The sequence below is a fragment of the Candidatus Binatia bacterium genome (assembly GCA_036493895.1).
In the GTDB taxonomy this organism is placed as follows: domain Bacteria; phylum Desulfobacterota; class Binatia; order UBA1149; family CAITLU01; genus DATNBU01.
Map to the genome: position 1 here is coordinate 115,621 of DASXOZ010000053.1, position 18,404 is coordinate 134,024.

Sequence of the window (18,404 nt, forward strand, 5' to 3'; positions counted from 1 at the left end):
AACGCGTGATCCTTGCCGGTGACGACGAACGCAATTGCCGCTACTACGAGTCCGACCACCGAACCGGTGGTCAGGTTCCAGAACATTCAAGGCCAGCCGCAACCCGGCGTCGCGAGGCTGACGAGCGTCAGCGGCAACATCACGAAGAAGCCGCACAGCGGCCCGCGCGCCCACCACGGCTCGGGCCACGTCGCGACGCCGACCCACAGACCGATCAGCATTCGCGCGGTGTACCAGCCCCACACGGCGATCGCGCCGTCGATGTGAAGGACGTCGTACTTCCAGGGAGCCGGCCCGTGCAGGAAGAACGGGACCCATGCGAGCGGCAGGCCGACGAGAACGCACAACAGTCGATACGGCAATCGCGCGAGCGGTCTCATCACGGTTCCAGGCAACGCTAAAGGAACTGGTGAACCGACGCCACCCGTGCGGGCGAGCCTTGCAGACTGGCGACGCGGTCCGCTCGCCGCGGTGGATGCGATCGACGACCTGCGGGTGCACGGAAGCCCGCCGGCGGGGTGCCCCGCACTCGCTGCTGGCTTCCTCGCCCATTCCCCAGCATTGTGACTTGCTCGGCCGCCCGTCATGTCCGCCGTTCCCGCCTCACCTGCCTCGTCCGGTTCCCCGGAGCCGGACCGCCGCGAGCTCGTCGACAAGCTGCGCATTGACCGAAGCGCAGCCGGCGCTGCCCCGCGCCGAAGCCGAATCCGTAACCGCGCCGTGGCAACCGCGGTCGTGGCGGCACTGCTGCTGGCGGCCCTTCTCGCGTTGTTCGGACGCGGCGAAGTGCCCGAGGTCAAAACCGCCGTCGCACGCGCCGCCGGCGAGATGCCCGCCGACACCTCGGTGCTCGATGCCAGCGGCTACGTTGTGGCCAGGCGCCAGGCCACCGTATCCGCGAAAATCACCGGCAAAGTCGTCGAAGTCCTGATCGAAGAAGGAATGCACGTCGATGAGAACGCGGTGATGGCGCGCCTCGACGACACCGAGGCAAAGGCCCAGCTCGACCTGGCGCGCGCCCAGCTCGATGCCGCGCGCGCTTCGCTCGACGTTTTTACCGCCGACGAACACCAGGCCGAGCGGGATTTCGCACGCCAGCAGGCCCTTGCCGCGGCCAAGGCGACATCCACGCAGGAGGAAGAACAGGCCGGCGCCGCGCGCGATACGCTGAGGGCACGCGTCGAGAATGCAAAGGAGCAGATCAAGGTTGCCGAACAGTCGGTGGACGTCGCCAAGGTGCAGCTCGATAACACCGAGGTGCGCGCCCCGTTTGCCGGCGTCGTCGTCGCGAAGGCCGCGCAGCCGGGCGAGATGATCTCGCCGATCTCGGCCGGCGGCGGTTTCACGCGCACCGGCATCGGCACCATCGTCGACATGGACTCGCTCGAGATCGAGGTCGACGTCAACGAGTCGTTCATCAACCGCGTATCGGCGGGGCAGCCGGTGCAGGCGACGCTCAACGCGTATCCCGACTGGAAGATTCCCGGCAAAGTGATCGCGGTCGTGCCGACGGCGGACCGCAACAAGGCCACGATCAAGGTGCGCGTCGCGATCGACGTCAAGGATCCGCGCATCGTGCCCGAGATGGGAGTCCGCGTGGCTTTCCTCAGCACGGCGTCGCCCGGGTCCCGCACGGGAGTATGGGTTCCGAACGAAGCGGTAGTATCGCCGGCGGGCCGGCCCGCAGTCTTCGTCTATGAGAAGGGAGCCGTGACACGCAAGGACGTCACGCTCGGCGAGAGCACCCAGGCCGACCGCCAGGTCACCGGCGGCCTTGCCGCCGGCCAGCACGTCGTGCTGTCGCCGCCGCCCTCCCTCGAAAACGGCGCCGCCGTGCACGCGACCGATTGACGCAGATGAAGGCGGCAGCCGACACGGACGGCAAAAGCGGGATCCTCGTCGAGGTGCGCGGCGTTACCAAGCACTACCATCGCGGCGGCGAAACGCTCGAAGTCCTTCACCACATCGACCTCGACATTCCTCGCGGCGATTTCGTTGCGCTGATGGGACCGTCCGGATCGGGCAAGACGACGCTGCTCAACCTGATCGGCGGCCTCGACGTTCCGACCGACGGCAGCATCACGGTGGCCGGCCAGCGCATCGATCGCATGAGCGGCGGCCAGCTCGCGCGCTGGCGATCGGAAAACGTCGGCTTCGTGTTCCAGTTCTACAACCTGCTTCCGGCCCTCTCGGCGCAGCGCAACGTCGAGCTCCCGCTGTTGCTGACCGATCTTGCCGCCGCGGAACGCAGCCAGAGGGCCCGCATTGCGCTGACGCTCGTGGGCCTTGCCGACCGCGCGAGCCACAAGCCGCGCGAGCTGTCGGGCGGCCAGGAGCAGCGGGTCGCGATCGCGCGTGCGCTGGTATCCGATCCGGTGCTGCTCGTTTGCGACGAGCCCACCGGCGACCTCGATCGCCACACGGCCGACGAGATCCTCTCGCTGCTGCAGGCGCTCAATCGCGATTACGGAAAGACGATCGTGATGGTCACCCACGATCCGAAGGCAGCCGATCATGCGCGCCGCATCCTGCACCTGGACAAGGGCGAGATGCTCGACGAAACGCCCGGGGCCGCGCCGTGAAATACCTTCCGCTGCTCTGGGCGGCTCTGTGGCGTCGCAAGACGCGCACGATCCTGACGCTGTCGTCGGTGATCGTGGCGTTCCTGCTGTTCGGGTTGCTGCAGGCCGTGCAGCTCGCGTTCGATGCCGGGGTGAGCACGGCCGATGCGCACCGGCTGCTCACGATGGCGCGCTTCTCGTTCATCGAGCCCCTTCCGCAGTCGTACCGCTCCAGGATCGCGCAACTTCCGGGCGTCACGCAGATCGTCGGCTGCGACTGGTTCGGAGGAAAGTACCAGAACCAGAGCAACGCGTTTCCGGTGATCGCCGCCGACCTGGCTGGCTACCTCGCGATGTATCCCGAGTTCAGCGTGCCGCCGGAGCAGCAGCAGGCCGCCGCCGAAACGCGCACCGGTGCGCTTGCCGGCGAGCGTCTCGTTGAACGCTTCGGCTGGAAGATCGGCCAGAAGCTGCCGATCAGCTCGGAAATCTATCCGAAGAACGACGGCAGCATGAACTGGGAGTTCGACCTTGTCGGCACCATCGATGCCGACGATCCGGCCGTGCGCGGCAACACCGACATGGTGCTGATCAACTCGGCGTACTTCGACGAGGCCCGCACGACCGGCAAGGGCACCAGCGGCTGGTACATTCTCCGCGTCGACGGCGCCGCCGATCCCCACGCCGTCGCCCTGCAGATCGACCGCATGTTCGCGAACTCCCCGCACGAGACACGTACCCAGCCCGAGAAGGAGTTCGCCGTCGGCTTCGCCAAGCAGATCGGCGACATCGGCGCGATGGTGAGCCGAATTCTCGCCGCGGTGTTCTTCACGATCCTGATCCTGACCGGCAACACGATGGCGCAGTCGCTGCGGGAGCGGATCCCCGAGCTGGCGGTGCTGAAGACGCTCGGGTATTCCGATGCCCGCATCACGGCGCTCGTGCTGGCCGAGGCGGTGCTGCTGATCCTTGGCGGCTGTGTGATCGGCATGACAGGAGCCGTTGCCCTCATGCCGGCTTTGAACAGCTCGACCGGTGGACGCTTCCCCCCGCTGTTCGTTGCCGGCCAGACGTGGATCCTCGCGATCACGATCGGCATCGCGGTCGCGCTCGCGATCGGGCTGCCGCCGGCGCTTCGCGCGCGGCGCCTGAAGATCGTCGACGCGCTGGCAGGACGCTGACGATGCGGCGCGCGCTCCGACAGATCTTCCAGATCACGCTCGTCAACCTGTGGACCATCCCGCAGCGCAAGGGGTCCTCGCTCGTCATTGTCGTCGGAATCGCGGGTGTCGTCGGCGTGCTGGTGTCGGTGCTCGCGATGGGACACGGCTTTCAGCATACGCTGGCCTCCACCGGCAGGACCAGCCGCGTGATCATGCTGCGCGGAGGATCGGATGCCGAGATGTCGAGCGACATCACGCGCGAGCAGGCGGTGATCCTCGGCGCGATGCCGCAGATTGCGAGGGACGCGCACGGCGTGCCGCTCGCGTCGCCCGAAATCGTGCTGATGGTGGACCTTCCGCGCAAGGGACAGACCGACCCCAACAACGTGCCGCTTCGCGGCGTGTCGCCGGCGGCCGCCGCGATCCGCAGCGAGCTCGAGATCGTCGAAGGGCGGCCGTTCGAGCCCGGCCGCCGCGAGGTGATCGTCGGCCGGAAGGCCGCCGGGGAGTTCGAAGGCCTCGTCGTCGGAAGGCAGATCCGCCTTCGCGACAGCGACTGGACGGTCACGGGCGTGTTCCGCACCGGCGGCGACGTGCACGAAACCGAGATCTGGACCGACGCCGACACCGCGATGTCGGCTTTCCGGCGCCCGAGCTTCCAGTCGCTGACGGCGCTCCTTGCCGAAGACGACGCAGCGACGTTTTCCAGCCTTCAGCAGACCATCGCCTCCGACCCGCGTTATTCGATCAACGTGCTGAGGGAGCCGCAGTACTATGCGAAACAGTCGCAGATGCTCGCGACCCTGATCAACGTGCTCGGCTATCTCGTCGCGTCGTTCATGGCTGTCGGTGCGACGTTCGGTGCTCTCAACTGCATGTACTCGGCGGTGGCGAGCCGCCAGGTGGAGATCGCGACGCTGAGGGCGATCGGCTTCGGCGCGGCGCCTGTAGTGGTCTCGGTCATGATCGAAGCGCTCGCGCTCTCGCTTGCTGGCGGCGCGATCGGTGCGTCGGCGGCATGGCTCTACTGCAACGGCGCTTCGATCTCGACGCTGAACTTCAACACGTTCTCGCAGGTCGCGTTCGATTTTCGCGTGAGCTTCGGCCTGGTGCTCGAGGGGATGGCGTGGGCAGTGGCGATCGGGCTGGTCGGCGGCCTGTTCCCGGCCATCCGGGCGGCGCGAGTGCCGGTGGTTCAGGCACTGAGGACTTCGTGACACCCCGCACACGCGCGCGCCCGGCTCCCTTGAGGGAACCGGGCGCGCTTCGGCTGTCGATCAGCGTCGGCTGAGGCTCAGCGGGCCGAGCCGTTGGCGAGGTTCTGCGAATCCTTCAGGTGCTCCTCGATCACCGGCAGGGTCCTGGACGCGAAGTCCTTCACCTGCGGGTCCTTGGTCTTCGACTTTTCGCTGCGGAACAAGCTCGCCATCTGCTGGTGCGCCTTGACTCCGCCTTCCTTGATGTAGGTGCGATCGAAGTCCTTGCCCGACAGGCGTCCCAGCTTGCCGATCAGCGCCTTGTCCTTTGCGTCGGGCTGGGTCGGCAGCTTGACGCCCTTGGATTGCGCGATGCTCTTCAGCTCGTCGTTGGCCTTGGTGTGGTCGTCGATCATGTGCTGCGCGTGGCTGCGCACCGCCTGGTCGCTGGCCTTCTGCAACGCGAGGTTTCCCATCTGCACTTCGGCGATACCGCCGACCGCCGCCTTGTTCATGAACGACTTGTCCGTCATCGAGACGGACGAGCCTTTGGCGTGGTGGAACATGGTCTTGTGCATCGGCGCCGTCTGCGACGTCGCCTGAGCCGGACTCGAAGACGCGGCCAGCGCCAGGCCGGAGACGAGGGCGGCTGCGATTGTGATTCTTGCGATCATGGCATCTTCCTCCGGTGGTCCGGGGCGAAATGGAGGGCCAGGCATGCGCGGCGGCAGGCCTGTTCCTGCTGCGCGTGGCCTGGCCCCGGACCCGAACTCCCTGTCCAGACAAGATGACGAAGCAGGCCGCGCAAAAAATGCCGTTCGGGGACGATAAAGAGCAGGCGCGGGATGCCTGTTCCCCCGCGCGGGACAGCTGGATGGTCACCAATGAAGACGGCCCGCCTCGCAGGGGTCGAGGCGGGCCGTCTGGGTTGGCAGTGCGGGGGGTGTGACTGCCAACGGGAGGAGAGATCGTTCAGGGCAGCGTGCTGATCAGGTCCGGTCCTGCCGAGCGCAGCGAGCGCGTCTTCCAGTACGTCGTCGCGTTGTGGCTGTTGTTCGAATCGTGGGCCTGCTTCCAGTTGTAGGAGCCGTTGCAGGTGGATCCGTTGCTCGCCACCGTGAACTCGCTCAACGCGACCGCGTGATCGTCGCCGTCGAAGTATCCGGGATGGTGACAGACTCCGGCGATGTCGATGCCCTTGGCCTTGTTGCCCGACGTGACGGTGTCGTCGACTTCGCCCGACGGACACGCACTGCCCATCGTGAAGTTCGCGCTGGTCTGGTTGTACGCCAGCGTCGCCGTCGTGTTCGAGCCCTGGGCTGCTACGCGCGGAGCTGCGACGAAGAGCCAGTCGAGGATGCGGGTTTTCGCGTTGGTGACCGCCGTCGAGTGGTTCGGGTCGCCGCCGTTGGTGATCGCGCTGTGGCACACGGACGCGTACTTGGTGCCGTCGGCGCGCCGGTAGGTCTTGCCGGGCGCAGGCGTCATGTCGAGGCCGACTGCCCACTGGCTGCCCTGCGCATCATACGGCAGCGGTCCGTCGGTCTGGCCGGTGAACAGCGACGGCGAGCAGCTCGCCCACGAAGTCAGCATCAGCGCCCGCCTGTTCTGTGCCACCCAGTCGGCGGCCGGGAAGCCGCTGATGCGCGCGGCGTACTCGCACCATCCATTGCCCTGGGCGCAGGAGTTGCCGAAGCCGGTGATCGCATCACCGTCCTTGCACGTCGTCTCGAAACTGGCGGTGCCGACGACGTTGTACTTGCTGGTGCCAAGCGAATCGATCATGCCGTGCACGGTGGCGACGCCGGCAATCCGGCTCTGCACTCCCCAGTCGTGCGTGTTCACGCCGCCGGTGCCGTAGTTGGCGGCGACTTCCATCGCGACGCGCCCGCCGGTGCTGTGACCGATCAGGATGACGTTGGTGGCCGGCGCGGGATAATACTTGTTGATCTCCTGCGCGAGGCGGTAGCGCCACTCGTACGCCGTCGTGCACGCATCACCCTGGTTGCTGGTCGTGCAACCCGGATCGCCGACCTCCCAGTCGTCCATGTAAAGAGGACCCTTGGAGTCGGAAGGGTGAGATGGCGACGGCGTCGCCGTGTAGAGGTTCGCGAAGTGGCGGTTGACGACGATGGTATCGCCGGGGTGTGCCGTCTGCCACGCGGAAATTCTCCCGGGCAAGTCCGCGCCGATGGCACCGTCGAGGTCCACGAGTGATCCGGCCGCGTTCTGCCTTTCGGTCTGGCAGTTCTTCACGCCGTGGACGTACAGAAGGTTGAGGGTGATCGTGCGAGCCGAGGCGGCGCCAGCCGACATCGCGACGAGTCCAGAAGCTGCGACGAGAGCCGCTGCTCCGCTTCGGGCCGTGATTTTGTTCATTTCGTAAGATTACCACACCCGGTCGCGGGGTGTCCTTACGAAACTCTTACGATTACGGACAGGACTCGACGAGCGGAGCTTGCACGCGCTGGCCGAGATCGAGGCGAAGGTGCGGCCCGACCTCGTGCATGCAGTTGACTACACCGCTGACCGTCGGCGTCGCGTCGCGGTAGGCGATGACGATTAACGTGGGAGCGTTGCGACATCCTTCGAGGACGCGGCGCATCATCACCATCGAATCTCCATCGGCGCGATCGACGTCGTCGAACAGCAGAAGCACCGGACGCGAAGCCGTAGCGGCGTACAGCGAGCGATTGACGGCCTGGAAAAGCCGTTCGCGCGACGGCTCGCTGCCGGCGTGCCACGCCGGTGACGCCCAGCGTCGGAGCGTGGGAACGATCGTCGCCAGCTCGTCGATGTAGTCGCCCATCGCGCCGGGAATCGACAGCGCGTTGTGGCGCGCAACGTAGGCGGAGATCACCTGAACCCACAGCGAGAACGGCTCGTCGCCGTCGGCGGGCGCAGCACGCAGCACTTCGAGATGGCGGCGCCGGCCCTCGGTGCCGAGACCTTCGAGCAGCGCAGTCTTGCCGGCGCCGGCCGGCCCGGTGACTTCGGCGGTACGCAACCGCGTAACCGCCAGATCCTCGACGATGGACAGCAGGGCGCCGAGTTCCGAATCGCGACCCGCGACGCTCGGCCTGGCGGCCGGAGACCATTCGGATTCGGCGTCGATGCGGGCGACGAAACGATAGCCGCGCCTGGCGACCGTCTGGATCGCCGTTGCGCCGTCACTCTCCAGCAAACGCCTTGCCCTGTGGACGCAGACGCTGAGCGCACCGTCCTGGACGATGCTGTCGGGCCAGAGCTCCTCGAGCAGCTCGTCCTTGGTAACGAGGCGGTCGCGGGACCGGATCAGGTACGAAATGAGGTCGAAGACGCGAGGCTCGACCGCCAGCAGGCTGCCCTCTCTGCGCAGCTCACGGCGCTGGTCGTCCAGTTCGAGGCCCAGAAATCGTAGGCGCATGCTTGGAGGAATTCGCCACTTTCGAAGCGATCGAACCTCTGTCGAACAGGTCCCGAGGCAATGCAAGCCCGATCGGTCAGATCCAGCCTTCCTGCTGGAAACGCTCCTTCATGCGTTCGCTGACGGCCTCGGCAGTGCGTTTGGCGGCCCCTTCGATCGTCGTGCGTCCGCTGATCTGGCCCTCCGCTTTGGCAGCACCGGAGATGATCAGACCGATGGGGTTTGCCGTTGCGGCGGTGACGATGATCGGGACGAAGAGACCGGGGCCCTTGCCGCCGGCCGAATTGACGGTGCCGGTGCCGACTCGCTGGAAGCCGTCCCTCGTTCTTACGTAACCGGTGACGACGGTCCTCAGCTCGGCCTTGCCGGAGCCGAAGCCGACGACCCAGCGCTTGGCGGCGCTGCCTTCGTCCACCGACTCGAAGTGGCCCTCGATGACGATGTCGCCGGGCTGGGCCGGTGCGGCGTAGTTGCCGACGACGGCCGACAAGCCCATTCCGTTGACGGAATCGACGATGCGGCGGGCGACTTCGGTGCCGAGCTTGCGTCCGAGCTCGAGTTGATCGGGCGGCGGAGCGCCCATCGGATCCGAGTACGCTCCCTGCTCCTGCGGTCCGAGATCGGCCGCGCTTGCGGCGAAATTGTAGACGAGGATGCGATTCGGCCGGGCGAGCCGGCCCTGGAGCGGAACCGGATTGCTCGTCACCTGTGTCGTCGAACATCCGGCGGCGATCGCACCGCCCAGAAGGACGCACGCGGCAAAGTGGTAGCGTTTCATGAAGCCTCCTTTGCAGCGCCGGCCGGCACACGACCTGTCGCTGGATTGGCGATGCCGACGCGAGGATGCACTTCGAAGCCAGCGTCGATCGGCATCGAAACCCGCTCCGTGCCTTTGAACCGAAGCCGGCGCTCAGGGTGCGCTTTCGGTCGGCGCCCGCAAGCCGACGCCGGCCTGCGAGGTGCGTATTCTGCGCCGCGCTGGCGCCGGCAGCCCCGATGAACTAGGTCAGGCATGGGCGGCGGGCTTTCCAGCCTGTCTCGCCGTGCCGTCGTCCTGCCGCGGGGACAGCAACGCCGGGCACGAAGCGCAGGGGGCTTCAAGCGCGTGTTCCAGCAGCCGATTTCCGATGCGAGCCTCGTCGCCTGCTCCCAGTGCGACGTCGTCCAGAAGGTACCCGTGAGCGAGCCCGGGTGTGCGGCACGCTGCCTTCGCTGTGGTCACGAGCTTCGCCACTTCCGCAGGGACTCGCTCAACCGGACGCTGGCCCTTACGGTCGCCGCCGCCATCCTCTACGTGATCGCCAACACCACTCCGATGCTCGGACTGACGGTGGCCGGGCACCAGGCTTTCACGACCGTCTTCGGCGGCGCGCTCGAGCTCTGGGATGACGGTGAAAAGATCGTCGCGATGCTCGTACTGATGGCGGCCGTCGTGTCGCCGGCGCTGCAGATCCTGTTCATGCTGGTGATCACGACCGCTTCGATGCGCGAGCGTATGCCATACTGGGTCGGCACGCTGCTGCGCTACCATCCGATGACACGCACATGGAGCATGATCGAAGTGATGCTGCTCGGCGTGCTCGTCGCGCTGATCAAGATCGCCGAGCTCGCGCACGTCATCCCTGGCGCGGCGCTGTTCGCGCTCGGCTTCCTCGTCGTCGTGTTCGCGGCGATGCACAGCGTCTTCGATCCGCACGAGATCTGGGAGCGCGTCGAATGGGCGTCCGAGCGCGCCGATCACCCGGCGCACCGGCATCCCGCCGCCGAGCAGCACGCATGACTGCCGTCGCCCCCACCGCGCTCCAGCTCGGCCTTTGCAGCTGCGAGCACTGCGGCCTGCTGTCGCGCGCATGGCCGGGCCACGAGGAAGGACGCTGCCCGCGCTGCGGCGCGGGCGTCGAGCTGCGAAAGCGCGACAGCGTGCAGAGAACCTGGGCCTTCCTTATTGCCGCGGCAGTCTGTTACGTACCCGCCAACCTGCTTCCGGTGCTCACGACCAAGACCGCCGCCGGCAGCGACTCGGACACCATCCTGCAAGGCGTCGTTCTGCTGTGGTCGCCCACCGGCTGGCCGCTGGCGCTGATCGTGCTGGTCGCGAGCGTCATGATCCCGAGCGCGAAGATCCTGGCTCTTGCCTACCTTTTGCTTTCCGTACAGCACGAGAGGGTCGACCATCACGACCAGCACGGCCGCCTATACCGCATCGTGGAGTTCGTCGGGCGCTGGTCGATGGTCGACGTGTTCGTCGATGCCTTTACGGCCGCCCTCGTGCAGCTCCAGCCGTTGATGTCCGTGTCGCCTGCGCCGGGGCTGTTCTTCTTTGCCGCCGTCGTCGTGCTGACCATGCTCGCCGCCGAATCCTTCGATCCACGCCTGATCTGGGACTGCGACGGCGCGCCCGAGGCTCTCCATGCCGGAACCTGAAACGACTCCCGCTCCCAACGTTCCCCAGGCCCGTGTCGTCCGCCGCGGTCGCCTTTCGCGGGTCTGGATCGTCCCGGTTGTCGCTGCACTGGCCGGCGCCTGGATCGCCGTGACCAAGGTGATGAGCGAGGGACCGACCGTGACGATCCAGTTCAAGACCGCGGAAGGAATCGAGGCCGGCAAGACGAAGATCAAGTACAACGGCGTCGAGATCGGCACCTTGCAAACGGTGAAGCTGTCGGACGACCACCGCAGTGCCGTGGCTACCGCACGCATGGAACCCGACACCGAGCACTTCCTCGTCGAGGACACGCGGTTCTGGGTCGTGCGGCCACGCATCTCCGGCGCCAGCGTCTCCGGTCTCGGAACACTGATCTCGGGCGCCTTCGTGACGCTCGACATCGGCGACTCGAAGAAGTCCCAGCGCGAGTTCCTCGCGCTGGAACTTCCGCCGGTGGTCGCGCGCGAGGAGCCCGGGCGCGAGTTCGTGCTCAAGGCGCCCGACCTCGGCTCCCTGGATGCCGGCACGCCGCTGTTTTTCCGCCGCATCAAGGTCGGCGAAGTGACTTCCTACGAGCTGGCGAAGGACTCGAAGACGCTTGCGGTCAAGGTGTTCGTCTTATCGCCCTACGACGAGCTCGTCACGGCGAACACGAGGTTCTGGAACGCCAGCGGAGTGGACGTATCGCTGACGGCTTCGGGCTTGAACGTCCAGACCGAGTCGGCCCTCTCGGTGCTGATCGGCGGCATCGCGTTCGAGACGCCGAGTACCGGCGTGGATCTGCCGGAGTCGGATGTGGACAGTGTCTTTCCGCTTTACGAAAACCACGAAGCGGCCTTCCGGACGCCGGCTCACGACCCGCAGACGTTCGTGCTCGTGTTCCATCAGTCGGTGCGCGGCCTGGCACCCGGAGCGCCGGTCGAGTTCCGCGGCATTCCGATCGGCGAGGTGGTCTCGGTCGATGCCGAGCTGGACGCGAAGAGCTTCGACTTTCGAGCACCGGTCACGATCAGCCTGGATGCCCAGCGCCTCGGCGTTCACGTCATCAGCCTCGAGCCGGGCGCGGATCCGGACGCCGTGCGACGCAACGTCATCGACAGCATGGTCCTGCACGGCGTGCGCGCCCAGCTCGAGACCGGAAACCTGCTGACCGGAGCGCTGTACGTCTCGTTCGACACGTTCCCGGATGCGCCGCCGGCCATGATCGACTGGTCGCACAAGCCTCCGCGCATGCCGACCGTGTCGGGCCAGCTCGAAACGATGGAAGCCAGCGTGAGCAGCATCCTGAACAAGGTCGACAAGATTCCTTTCGAGACGCTCGGAACCGACCTGCAGAAATCGGTCGCCGACCTCGACCGCACGCTGGCTACCGCCAACGCTGCGCTCGTCAGCGCCAAGGGAGCTCTCGACAATACGGGCAGGCTCGTCGAGCCGAACTCTCAGCTGACGACCGACCTCGGCAACACGTTGCGCTCGGTCGACGACGCCGCCAATTCGGTGCGCGTTCTGGCCGATTATCTGGAACGCCATCCCGAATCGCTGATTCGCGGAAAACCCCAGGGGACCAAGTGATGCGAAGCATTTGCGGCGGCGGTCGCGCCGCCTTTCTCGGATCCGCCTTTGCTGCGCTCGTGCTGTCCGGCTGCGCCTCGGCATCGGTCCGCTTCTACACGCTCGGCTCGACGGCCACCCCCGGAAGCGAGCCAGCGCTGCAGGACAAGGTGCTCGTCGGGCCGGTCACCGTGCCGTCGTCAGTGGATCGGCCCCAGTTCGTCGTCCAGGTCGAATCCAACCGCGTCGACATCGATGAGTTTCACATCTGGGCAGCGCCGCTTGCGGAGAGCATCGCACGCACGGTCGCCGGTGACCTCACGACGCTGCTCGGCGATCACAACGTCGTCGTGGCGCCGGCCGCGAACTTCGCGGCGAACTGGCGCGTCGGGATCGACGTGCAGCGCTTCGATTCGATTCCGGGAGACCACGTGGCGATCGATGCGGTGTGGTCGGTGACGCCGGCGGCCGCACCGGCAAAGGCAAGGACGGGGCGTACCCAGGCCGAGGAAAAGGTTGCCGGCGCCGACTACGCGGCCATCGCTGCCGCCCACAGCCGCGCGCTGGCTTCGGTCAGCAGGGACATCGCGTTGGCGATTCGCGCCGGCACGAAGACGAAATGAACCGATTGCGGTCGCTGGCGCCGCAGCTTGCGCTGGCGCTTGTCATCGCTGCGCCGGCTGTGGCGCGCGCGGAGGAAACCCCGCCGGCCGCAGCGGCGACTGCAGCGGCTGCGCCTGCCGCTGCCGCCGCGACGGCAGTCTCATCGCTCGCGACAGCAGGCGACTGGATCCGCAGCGAAGACATCGCCGATCGCGCCGATTCGCTCGAGCGTCGCATCCGTTCGTCACAACCTTCCTCGAGGGACCGCGAGAGCGTCGAGAAGATCGACGAGGACCTCGACGCGATCCTGCCCAGCGTGCGCGAGCGTCTGGCCGAGGCCGACACGGCCCTGGTTTCGGCCACCTCGCTGGTCGAGCTCGAGGATGCCTGGCGCGAGCTGAGGACGACGGCGGAGCCGCTGCGCCAGTGGCGCCAGGACCTCGCTGCGCGCGCCAAGAGCTCCTCGTCGCTATTCGACGACCTCCAGCGCGAGCAGGCGCTGTGGGCGAATACCGCACAGCGGCCCGAGACGAAAGCTGCCGGGGACGCCATCGTCGCACGCGTCGCCGAAATGCAGGCGATGATCCGTGACGCCGTGCTCTCCCAGCGCGAGTGGCGAGCGCGCGTCCTGGCCGTCAACGACCACGTCGTCGACATGACGACGACGATCGATTCCATGCTCGACAAGCTCACGGCCGGCTCCGAGGCCGCCGGACGCGAGATCCTGGCGGCGTCGCGCCCGGCATTGTGGAGCATGCCGTGGCAAACCCAGCTTCCGGCGGAGCTCTCCGGACTCGGCAAGGAAAGCCGGGCGTTCGCAGTCGAGACCCGTGAGTATCTCGTCCGCGACCAGAGGCCGTTCGTCGTGCACCTGGTGCTCGCGCTGCTGCTTATGCTGTGGTTCGGCCACATCTCGAGGGGAGCGAGGGCGCAGGGCGAAGCAACCCGGTTGTCGACGCGCGCCGTGGTCGTGTTCGAGCGTCCCTATGCCGCAGCGCTGATGGTCGCCGCGCTCCTGACGCCAGTCCTCCACCCGCTGGCGCCGCGGCGCCTGAACCAGATCATCGCATTGCTGGCGCTGATTCCGGCTGCCCGCCTCCTGCGACGTGCGAAGGTGCCGGTTTCAGTCGGCAGTTTCGTCCTGCTCGGCGCGATCATTCTTCTCGACCGTGCGTCGATGGTCTTCGGCGCGCTGCCGCTCGTCGCGCGCCTGTGCCAGGACACCGCATTCCTCACCACGCTGTTCCTGCTCCGGCGCGCTTCCATGAAGCTCCGCTCCACGCCGGATCTGCCGCGCTGGATCGCCGTCGCTGCTGTCGTCGGCACATGGAGCGCCGGCATTGCGCTGGTTGCCGACATCTCCGGCTGGTCCGTGCTTGCCGCCCTGCTCGGCCGTGCCGCTACCATAGGTGGCCTCATCGCTCTCTACGTCTATGCCGGCATTCTCTCGCTCGACGCCGCCGCTTCCTACCTGCTGATGCTGCCGCCGTTCGACCGCAGCCTCGTGATCCGCAGCGACTCGGTCGTCGTTCATCGCGTCGTCGGCCGCGTGCTGACGGCGCTCGGAATCCTGCTGTGGCTGCGCCTCGTGCTCGGCGGCATCGGCCTGTGGTCCGTCTCCTTCGACGCGATGTCCTCGCTGATGCAGACGGGAGTGCAGATCGGCGCCGCGACAATCTCCATCGGCGGGATCGTCGCGGCGATGACCACACTGGTGCTGGTCCCGTTGATTGCACGCGTGACCGAGCTGATCCTCCGCGAAGAGGTGTTCCCTCGCACCGATCTTCCGCGCGGCATTCCCCTGGTCCTGTCGACGCTGCTGCGCTACTCGCTGTACACGATCGGTTTTTTCGTCGCGCTGTCGCTGGCCGGGCTGCGCATGACCGAGCTGTCGCTGCTGTTCGGAGGCGTCGGTGTCGGCGTCGGTCTCGGTCTCCAGGACGTCGTCAAGAATTTCGCCGCAGGCATATCGATGCTGCTCGAGCGGCGCATCCAGGTCGGCGACGCGCTGCAGATCCCGAGCCAGCAGGTCTTCGGGCGCGTCAAGTCGATCGGCATCCGCGCGACGCTGGTGCGCAATTGGGACGGTGCAGAAGTCGTCGTGCCGAACTCGGACCTCATCTCCGAGTCGGTCACGAACTGGACGCTCAGCGACAGTCGCCAGCGGATCGAGGTCCAGATCGGCGTCCAGTCCGCCGCCGATCCCGCCACGGTCGTCGCGCTCCTGCTCGAGACCGCCGCCGAAGATCCGAACCTGCTGAAGGAGCCGCCGCCGTCGGCGACGCTCGTTTCGTTCGACGGAGCGACGACGAAGTTCGCGCTGAGAGCGTGGATCGACGCGGAATTCGAGCGAGCCGGCGGCATCCGCAGCAGCCTCGCCATCCGCGTGCACCAGCACCTGAAGGCCGCCGGAGTGCCGCTCGGCCAACCCCAACCCGTCGCCTGACCCTCACCGCGCGAGACTTCGGCGCTTCTCCTCGAGCTCGGCCAGCGTGCGCGGCCAGTCGTCGTGCATCAGCCTGGCCAGGCTGCGATCCGACAGCAACCGCCCTTCGTTCTGACAGACGGCGCAGTAGTTGGTCTCGCTGTCGGCGTACGCAATACGCTGCACGGCGCTGCCGCAATCGGGACACGGCTTGCCGAAGCGGCCGTGCACGGCCATCTCGGGACGGAACGCGGTAACGTGCTCGGGAAAATCCGCGCCGGCCTGCGCGCGCAGCCTTCCGATCCATTCCTCGAGTACCGCCCGGGTCGAGTCGAAAAGTCGCATGAGCTGGTCGTCGTCGAGACGACGAGTCAGCAGCAGCGGCGACAGTCGGGCGCGGTGCAGGATTTCGTCGGAATAGGCATTTCCGATTCCGCTCAGCAGGTGCGGATCGGTAAGAGCCCGCTTCAGCGTGTGGTTCTCGGCAACGAGCCGCTGCGTGAATTCTTCCGGGCTTGCCGTCAGCGGTTCGAGCCCTCCGGGATCGTGGGCCGCGAGGGCGTCGCGACCGGCAACGATCGACAGCGTCGCGCGCTTTTTCGGGGACGACTCGGTCAGCACGAGCGTGCCGTCGGGGAACGACCAGGTGGCCAGCACCGTGCGCGACGCGCCGGCCGGCGCTTTTTTCTTCCAGTGCAGGCGGCCGGCGATCATCAGGTGGAGCACGGCGAACAGCTCATCTTCGAACGCGAGGACCAGCCGCTTTCCGATCCTTTCGACGCCCACGACAGATCGGCCGACGAGCGTCGAAGCCGGTGGAACGACGGTCTTCAGCAAGGAGGGACCGCGGATGGAAAGGGAGTCGAGCGGCTGCCCGGCAATGCGGCGCTCGAGTGCCTCGCGATAGACGGTGATGTCCGGAAGCTCGGGCATGTGCCAGTGCGGCGCGTCGGCGGCTGCGCTGCAGCAGCGACCCCGCGCCATGCCGGGCCTGCGCTACCGGCTTTGGCCGCTCAAGAAAAGCGCAGGATGCCTCGTGCGGGGTTTTCGCCCGCTTGCGCGTGAGGCGGTGAACCCCGCCACTTCGCAGTAACGCGGTGCGCCTGCCCTGCGCGCGGCGCGCCACGGGAACCTGCTACAACGACGACATCGATCGGGACCAGAACCGTCCGGGGGCGGCAAGTGAGCCTCGCATTCGGCCAGAAAATCGCGCTGGGAATCTCCTGCCTGGTCGGCATTACCGTCGCGGCGGCGCTGTCGGTCTCCGGCGCGTGGGTCACCCACGCGGTACGCGCGAAAATCGACCGCGACCTTGCCGCCGCCGACCAGACGGTAGCCGAAGTCCTCAGGATCCGTTCCGGCGAGCTTTCCGCAAAGACGTCGATGCTGCTGGCCGATGCGCCGTTGCGCGACGCCGTCATCGCAGATACCGCCGATCCGGAACAAGCGGGAGCAATTGCGCGCGCCGCCGGCCGCCTGGTGGGCAGCGACCTGCTGATGCTCGTCGACGATCACGCGCGCCTGCTCGCGAGCGCGACGCACGCGGAGCGTCGCGGCGAAAACATGGCTGGCAATGCCGCAATCGCCGACGCGCTCGCGGGCCGTACCTTCGAGGGCCTGCTCGGCGCCGACGACGGGATCTACCAGGTCGTCGCCGTGCCGGTGAGGGACGGAGATCGCGTCGCCGGGGCGATCGTCGCCGGCTTTGCGGTCGGCGACACGCTGCTTGCCAACCTCGAGGACATGACCAACTCGCTGGTCGCGCTGTGGTCGCCATCGGTAGCCGAAGTCTCCAACCGGGCAAGGCCCGTCTTCGGCGACATTGCCGGCCGCATCGTCGTGACGCCGGGTCGCGCCACCAGGCTCGAGACTTCCGCAGGGCCTTACGTCGTGCGCGTCGGCGAGATCGGCAGGTCCGGGATTTCGTATGCGCTGGCTCGCTCGATGGATGTCGAGCTGGCGTTCTTCCGCGAGCTTCGCCAGCGCCTGCTGGCTGGCGCCGCGCTGCTTCTCGCCGCTGCCCTCGCGGCCGGCTTCGTCTACTCGCGCCGAGTGACGCGGCCCATCGAAGCGCTGGTCGAGGGCACGGAGAGACTGGCCGCCGGGGATCTGTCGGCGCGAGTGGAGATCCGGTCCCGCGACGAGCTGGGTCGCCTGGCCGGGGCATTCAACCAGATGGCAGGTGAAATCCAGGACCTCGTCGAGGAGGAGCGCCATCTTGCCGCCGACGCCGCCGCGCTCAGCGAAAAACTCGCGGCGCTGAACTCCGACCTTCAGGTGCAGATCGCCGAGCGCCGCCAGGCGGAAACCGAAGTGAAGCGGCTCAACGAGGACCTCGAAGCGCGGGTCGCCGCGCGCACGGCAGAGCTGGAGGCGGCCAACCGCCAGCTCGAATCGTTCTCTTACTCGGTATCGCACGATCTTCGCGGGCCGCTCCAGCGCATCAGCGGATTCAGCGAGATCGTGCTGGCCGAAGCGGGACCGCGCCTGGACGAGGATCAGCGCCGCTCGCTCGAGCGCATCCGGGCAAGCGCGTTGACGATGGGCGGACTGATCGAAAAGCTGCTCGAGTTCGCCCACGTCGGGCGCTGCCCTCTCGACCGGCGCGTGGTCGACGTGAGCACGCTCGCGCGCGGGATCGCCGAGGACCTCGCCTCCAGCGATCCGTCACGCAGCGCGAGCTTCGTCATCGCCGACGAGCTCGTAGCCAGAGGCGACGGCGACCTGGTCGGCGTCGCGCTGCAGAACCTGATGTCGAACGCGTGGAAATTCACGAGCCACAGCCCGCGGGCGCGCATCGAGCTCGGCGTCGAGGCGGGCAACGGCGATGGCCCCACCTTCTTCGTGCGGGACAACGGCGCCGGCTTCGAGACCGCCGAAGCCCACAAGCTGTTCCGCGTGTTCGAGCGGCTGCATTCGGCGCGCGAGTTCGAAGGCCATGGAATCGGCCTGGCGATCGTCAAGCGCATCGTCGAGCACCACGGCGGCCGCGTCTGGGCCAGCGGCTCACCGGGCGCCGGCTCTACGTTCCGTTTCACTCTCGGCGCTTGAAAATCCGAGGCCGCCGATCGCCG

Annotated in this window: 16 protein-coding genes; 10 read left to right on the forward strand and 6 right to left on the reverse strand. The window is 67.2% G+C overall.

Going from position 1 to position 18,404, the window contains the following annotated elements:
- Nucleotides 1-86 precede the first annotated feature (86 nt).
- Nucleotides 87-380, reverse strand: coding sequence for a hypothetical protein (locus tag VGK20_13370; protein ID HEY2775031.1), 294 nt, complete (start codon nt 378-380; stop codon nt 87-89).
- A 340-nt stretch (nt 381-720) separates the two neighbouring features.
- On the opposite strand from VGK20_13370, the gene VGK20_13375 reads away from it, so the two are divergent.
- From VGK20_13375 to VGK20_13390, 4 genes are read left to right on the forward strand one after another with little or no spacing between them, the layout of a single operon-like run.
- Nucleotides 721-1,851, forward strand: coding sequence for an efflux RND transporter periplasmic adaptor subunit (locus tag VGK20_13375; protein ID HEY2775032.1), 1,131 nt, complete (start codon nt 721-723; stop codon nt 1,849-1,851).
- A 5-nt stretch (nt 1,852-1,856) separates the two neighbouring features.
- Complete coding sequence (locus VGK20_13380; GenBank protein ID HEY2775033.1) at nt 1,857-2,582, forward strand: ABC transporter ATP-binding protein; 726 nt, start codon at nt 1,857-1,859, stop codon at nt 2,580-2,582.
- A complete protein-coding gene (locus VGK20_13385; protein ID HEY2775034.1) occupies nt 2,579-3,742 on the forward strand; it encodes an ABC transporter permease in 1,164 nt (387 codons plus the stop codon). Before VGK20_13380 ends, VGK20_13385 begins: the two co-directional genes overlap by 4 nt.
- Nucleotides 3,743-3,744: 2 nt before the next feature.
- The gene (locus VGK20_13390) at nt 3,745-4,941 is read left to right on the forward strand and encodes an ABC transporter permease (GenBank protein ID HEY2775035.1); all 1,197 of its coding nucleotides are present in this window, start codon (nt 3,745-3,747) and stop codon (nt 4,939-4,941) included.
- Between the two features lie 77 nt (nt 4,942-5,018).
- Here the strand turns inward: VGK20_13390 and VGK20_13395 are convergent, their stop codons facing one another.
- The 4 genes from VGK20_13395 to VGK20_13410 form a co-directional block, all read right to left on the reverse strand.
- Nucleotides 5,019-5,594 carry a DUF4142 domain-containing protein gene (locus VGK20_13395; protein ID HEY2775036.1) on the reverse strand — a complete coding sequence of 192 codons (576 nt, stop codon included), beginning with the start codon at nt 5,592-5,594 and terminating at the stop codon, nt 5,019-5,021.
- Nucleotides 5,595-5,892: 298 nt separating this feature from the next.
- On the reverse strand, nt 5,893-7,299 hold the full coding sequence (locus tag VGK20_13400; GenBank protein HEY2775037.1) for a hypothetical protein: 1,407 nt from the start codon (nt 7,297-7,299) through the stop codon (nt 5,893-5,895).
- Between the two features lie 52 nt (nt 7,300-7,351).
- The gene (locus VGK20_13405) at nt 7,352-8,326 is read right to left on the reverse strand and encodes an AAA family ATPase (protein ID HEY2775038.1); all 975 of its coding nucleotides are present in this window, start codon (nt 8,324-8,326) and stop codon (nt 7,352-7,354) included.
- Between the two features lie 76 nt (nt 8,327-8,402).
- Nucleotides 8,403-9,104 (reverse strand): DUF4410 domain-containing protein, encoded by a 702-nt coding sequence (locus VGK20_13410; protein ID HEY2775039.1) that lies wholly within the window; start codon nt 9,102-9,104, stop codon nt 8,403-8,405.
- A 327-nt stretch (nt 9,105-9,431) separates the two neighbouring features.
- Here VGK20_13410 and VGK20_13415 point away from each other — a divergent pair, with 327 nt between their 5' ends.
- Genes VGK20_13415 through VGK20_13435 form a run of 5 tightly spaced genes read left to right on the forward strand, consistent with a single transcriptional unit; the run spans nt 9,432 to nt 15,351 of the window.
- A complete protein-coding gene (locus VGK20_13415) occupies nt 9,432-10,106 on the forward strand; it encodes a paraquat-inducible protein A (protein HEY2775040.1) in 675 nt (224 codons plus the stop codon).
- Entirely contained in the window at nt 10,103-10,750 is a 648-nt protein-coding gene (locus VGK20_13420; GenBank protein ID HEY2775041.1) for a paraquat-inducible protein A, read from the forward strand. The genes VGK20_13415 and VGK20_13420 overlap by 4 nt, the downstream gene beginning before the upstream one ends.
- Complete coding sequence (locus tag VGK20_13425; GenBank protein HEY2775042.1) at nt 10,737-12,323, forward strand: MlaD family protein; 1,587 nt, start codon at nt 10,737-10,739, stop codon at nt 12,321-12,323. The genes VGK20_13420 and VGK20_13425 overlap by 14 nt, the downstream gene beginning before the upstream one ends.
- Nucleotides 12,323-12,925: a PqiC family protein gene (locus VGK20_13430; protein ID HEY2775043.1), complete on the forward strand. Its 603-nt coding sequence runs from the start codon at nt 12,323-12,325 to the stop codon at nt 12,923-12,925. The genes VGK20_13425 and VGK20_13430 overlap by 1 nt, the downstream gene beginning before the upstream one ends.
- A complete protein-coding gene (locus tag VGK20_13435) occupies nt 12,922-15,351 on the forward strand; it encodes a mechanosensitive ion channel domain-containing protein (protein HEY2775044.1) in 2,430 nt (809 codons plus the stop codon). Before VGK20_13430 ends, VGK20_13435 begins: the two co-directional genes overlap by 4 nt.
- A 3-nt stretch (nt 15,352-15,354) precedes the next feature.
- Here VGK20_13435 and VGK20_13440 read toward each other — a convergent pair whose 3' ends face one another.
- Nucleotides 15,355-16,314, reverse strand: coding sequence for a DNA-formamidopyrimidine glycosylase family protein (locus VGK20_13440; GenBank protein ID HEY2775045.1), 960 nt, complete (start codon nt 16,312-16,314; stop codon nt 15,355-15,357).
- A gap of 198 nt (nt 16,315-16,512) precedes the next feature.
- Here VGK20_13440 and VGK20_13445 point away from each other — a divergent pair, with 198 nt between their 5' ends.
- Nucleotides 16,513-18,381, forward strand: coding sequence for an ATP-binding protein (locus tag VGK20_13445; GenBank protein HEY2775046.1), 1,869 nt, complete (start codon nt 16,513-16,515; stop codon nt 18,379-18,381).
- The last annotated feature ends 23 nt before the right edge of the window (nt 18,382-18,404 follow it).

Bases quoted from the DNA above. Each gene is read 5' to 3' on its own strand.
- VGK20_13370 (HEY2775031.1), bottom strand. From the start codon at position 380: ATGAGACCGCTCGCGCGATTGCCGTATCGACTGTTGTGCGTTCTCGTC.
- VGK20_13380 (HEY2775033.1), top strand. From the start codon at position 1,857: ATGAAGGCGGCAGCCGACACGGACGGCAAAAGCGGGATCCTCGTCGAG.
- VGK20_13390 (HEY2775035.1), top strand. From the start codon at position 3,745: ATGCGGCGCGCGCTCCGACAGATCTTCCAGATCACGCTCGTCAACCTG.
- VGK20_13395 (HEY2775036.1), bottom strand. From the start codon at position 5,594: ATGATCGCAAGAATCACAATCGCAGCCGCCCTCGTCTCCGGCCTGGCG.
- VGK20_13400 (HEY2775037.1), bottom strand. From the start codon at position 7,299: ATGAACAAAATCACGGCCCGAAGCGGAGCAGCGGCTCTCGTCGCAGCT.
- VGK20_13405 (HEY2775038.1), bottom strand. From the start codon at position 8,326: ATGCGCCTACGATTTCTGGGCCTCGAACTGGACGACCAGCGCCGTGAG.
- VGK20_13410 (HEY2775039.1), bottom strand. From the start codon at position 9,104: ATGAAACGCTACCACTTTGCCGCGTGCGTCCTTCTGGGCGGTGCGATC.
- VGK20_13420 (HEY2775041.1), top strand. From the start codon at position 10,103: ATGACTGCCGTCGCCCCCACCGCGCTCCAGCTCGGCCTTTGCAGCTGC.
- VGK20_13425 (HEY2775042.1), top strand. From the start codon at position 10,737: ATGCCGGAACCTGAAACGACTCCCGCTCCCAACGTTCCCCAGGCCCGT.
- VGK20_13430 (HEY2775043.1), top strand. From the start codon at position 12,323: ATGCGAAGCATTTGCGGCGGCGGTCGCGCCGCCTTTCTCGGATCCGCC.
- VGK20_13435 (HEY2775044.1), top strand. From the start codon at position 12,922: ATGAACCGATTGCGGTCGCTGGCGCCGCAGCTTGCGCTGGCGCTTGTC.
- VGK20_13440 (HEY2775045.1), bottom strand. From the start codon at position 16,314: ATGGCGCGGGGTCGCTGCTGCAGCGCAGCCGCCGACGCGCCGCACTGG.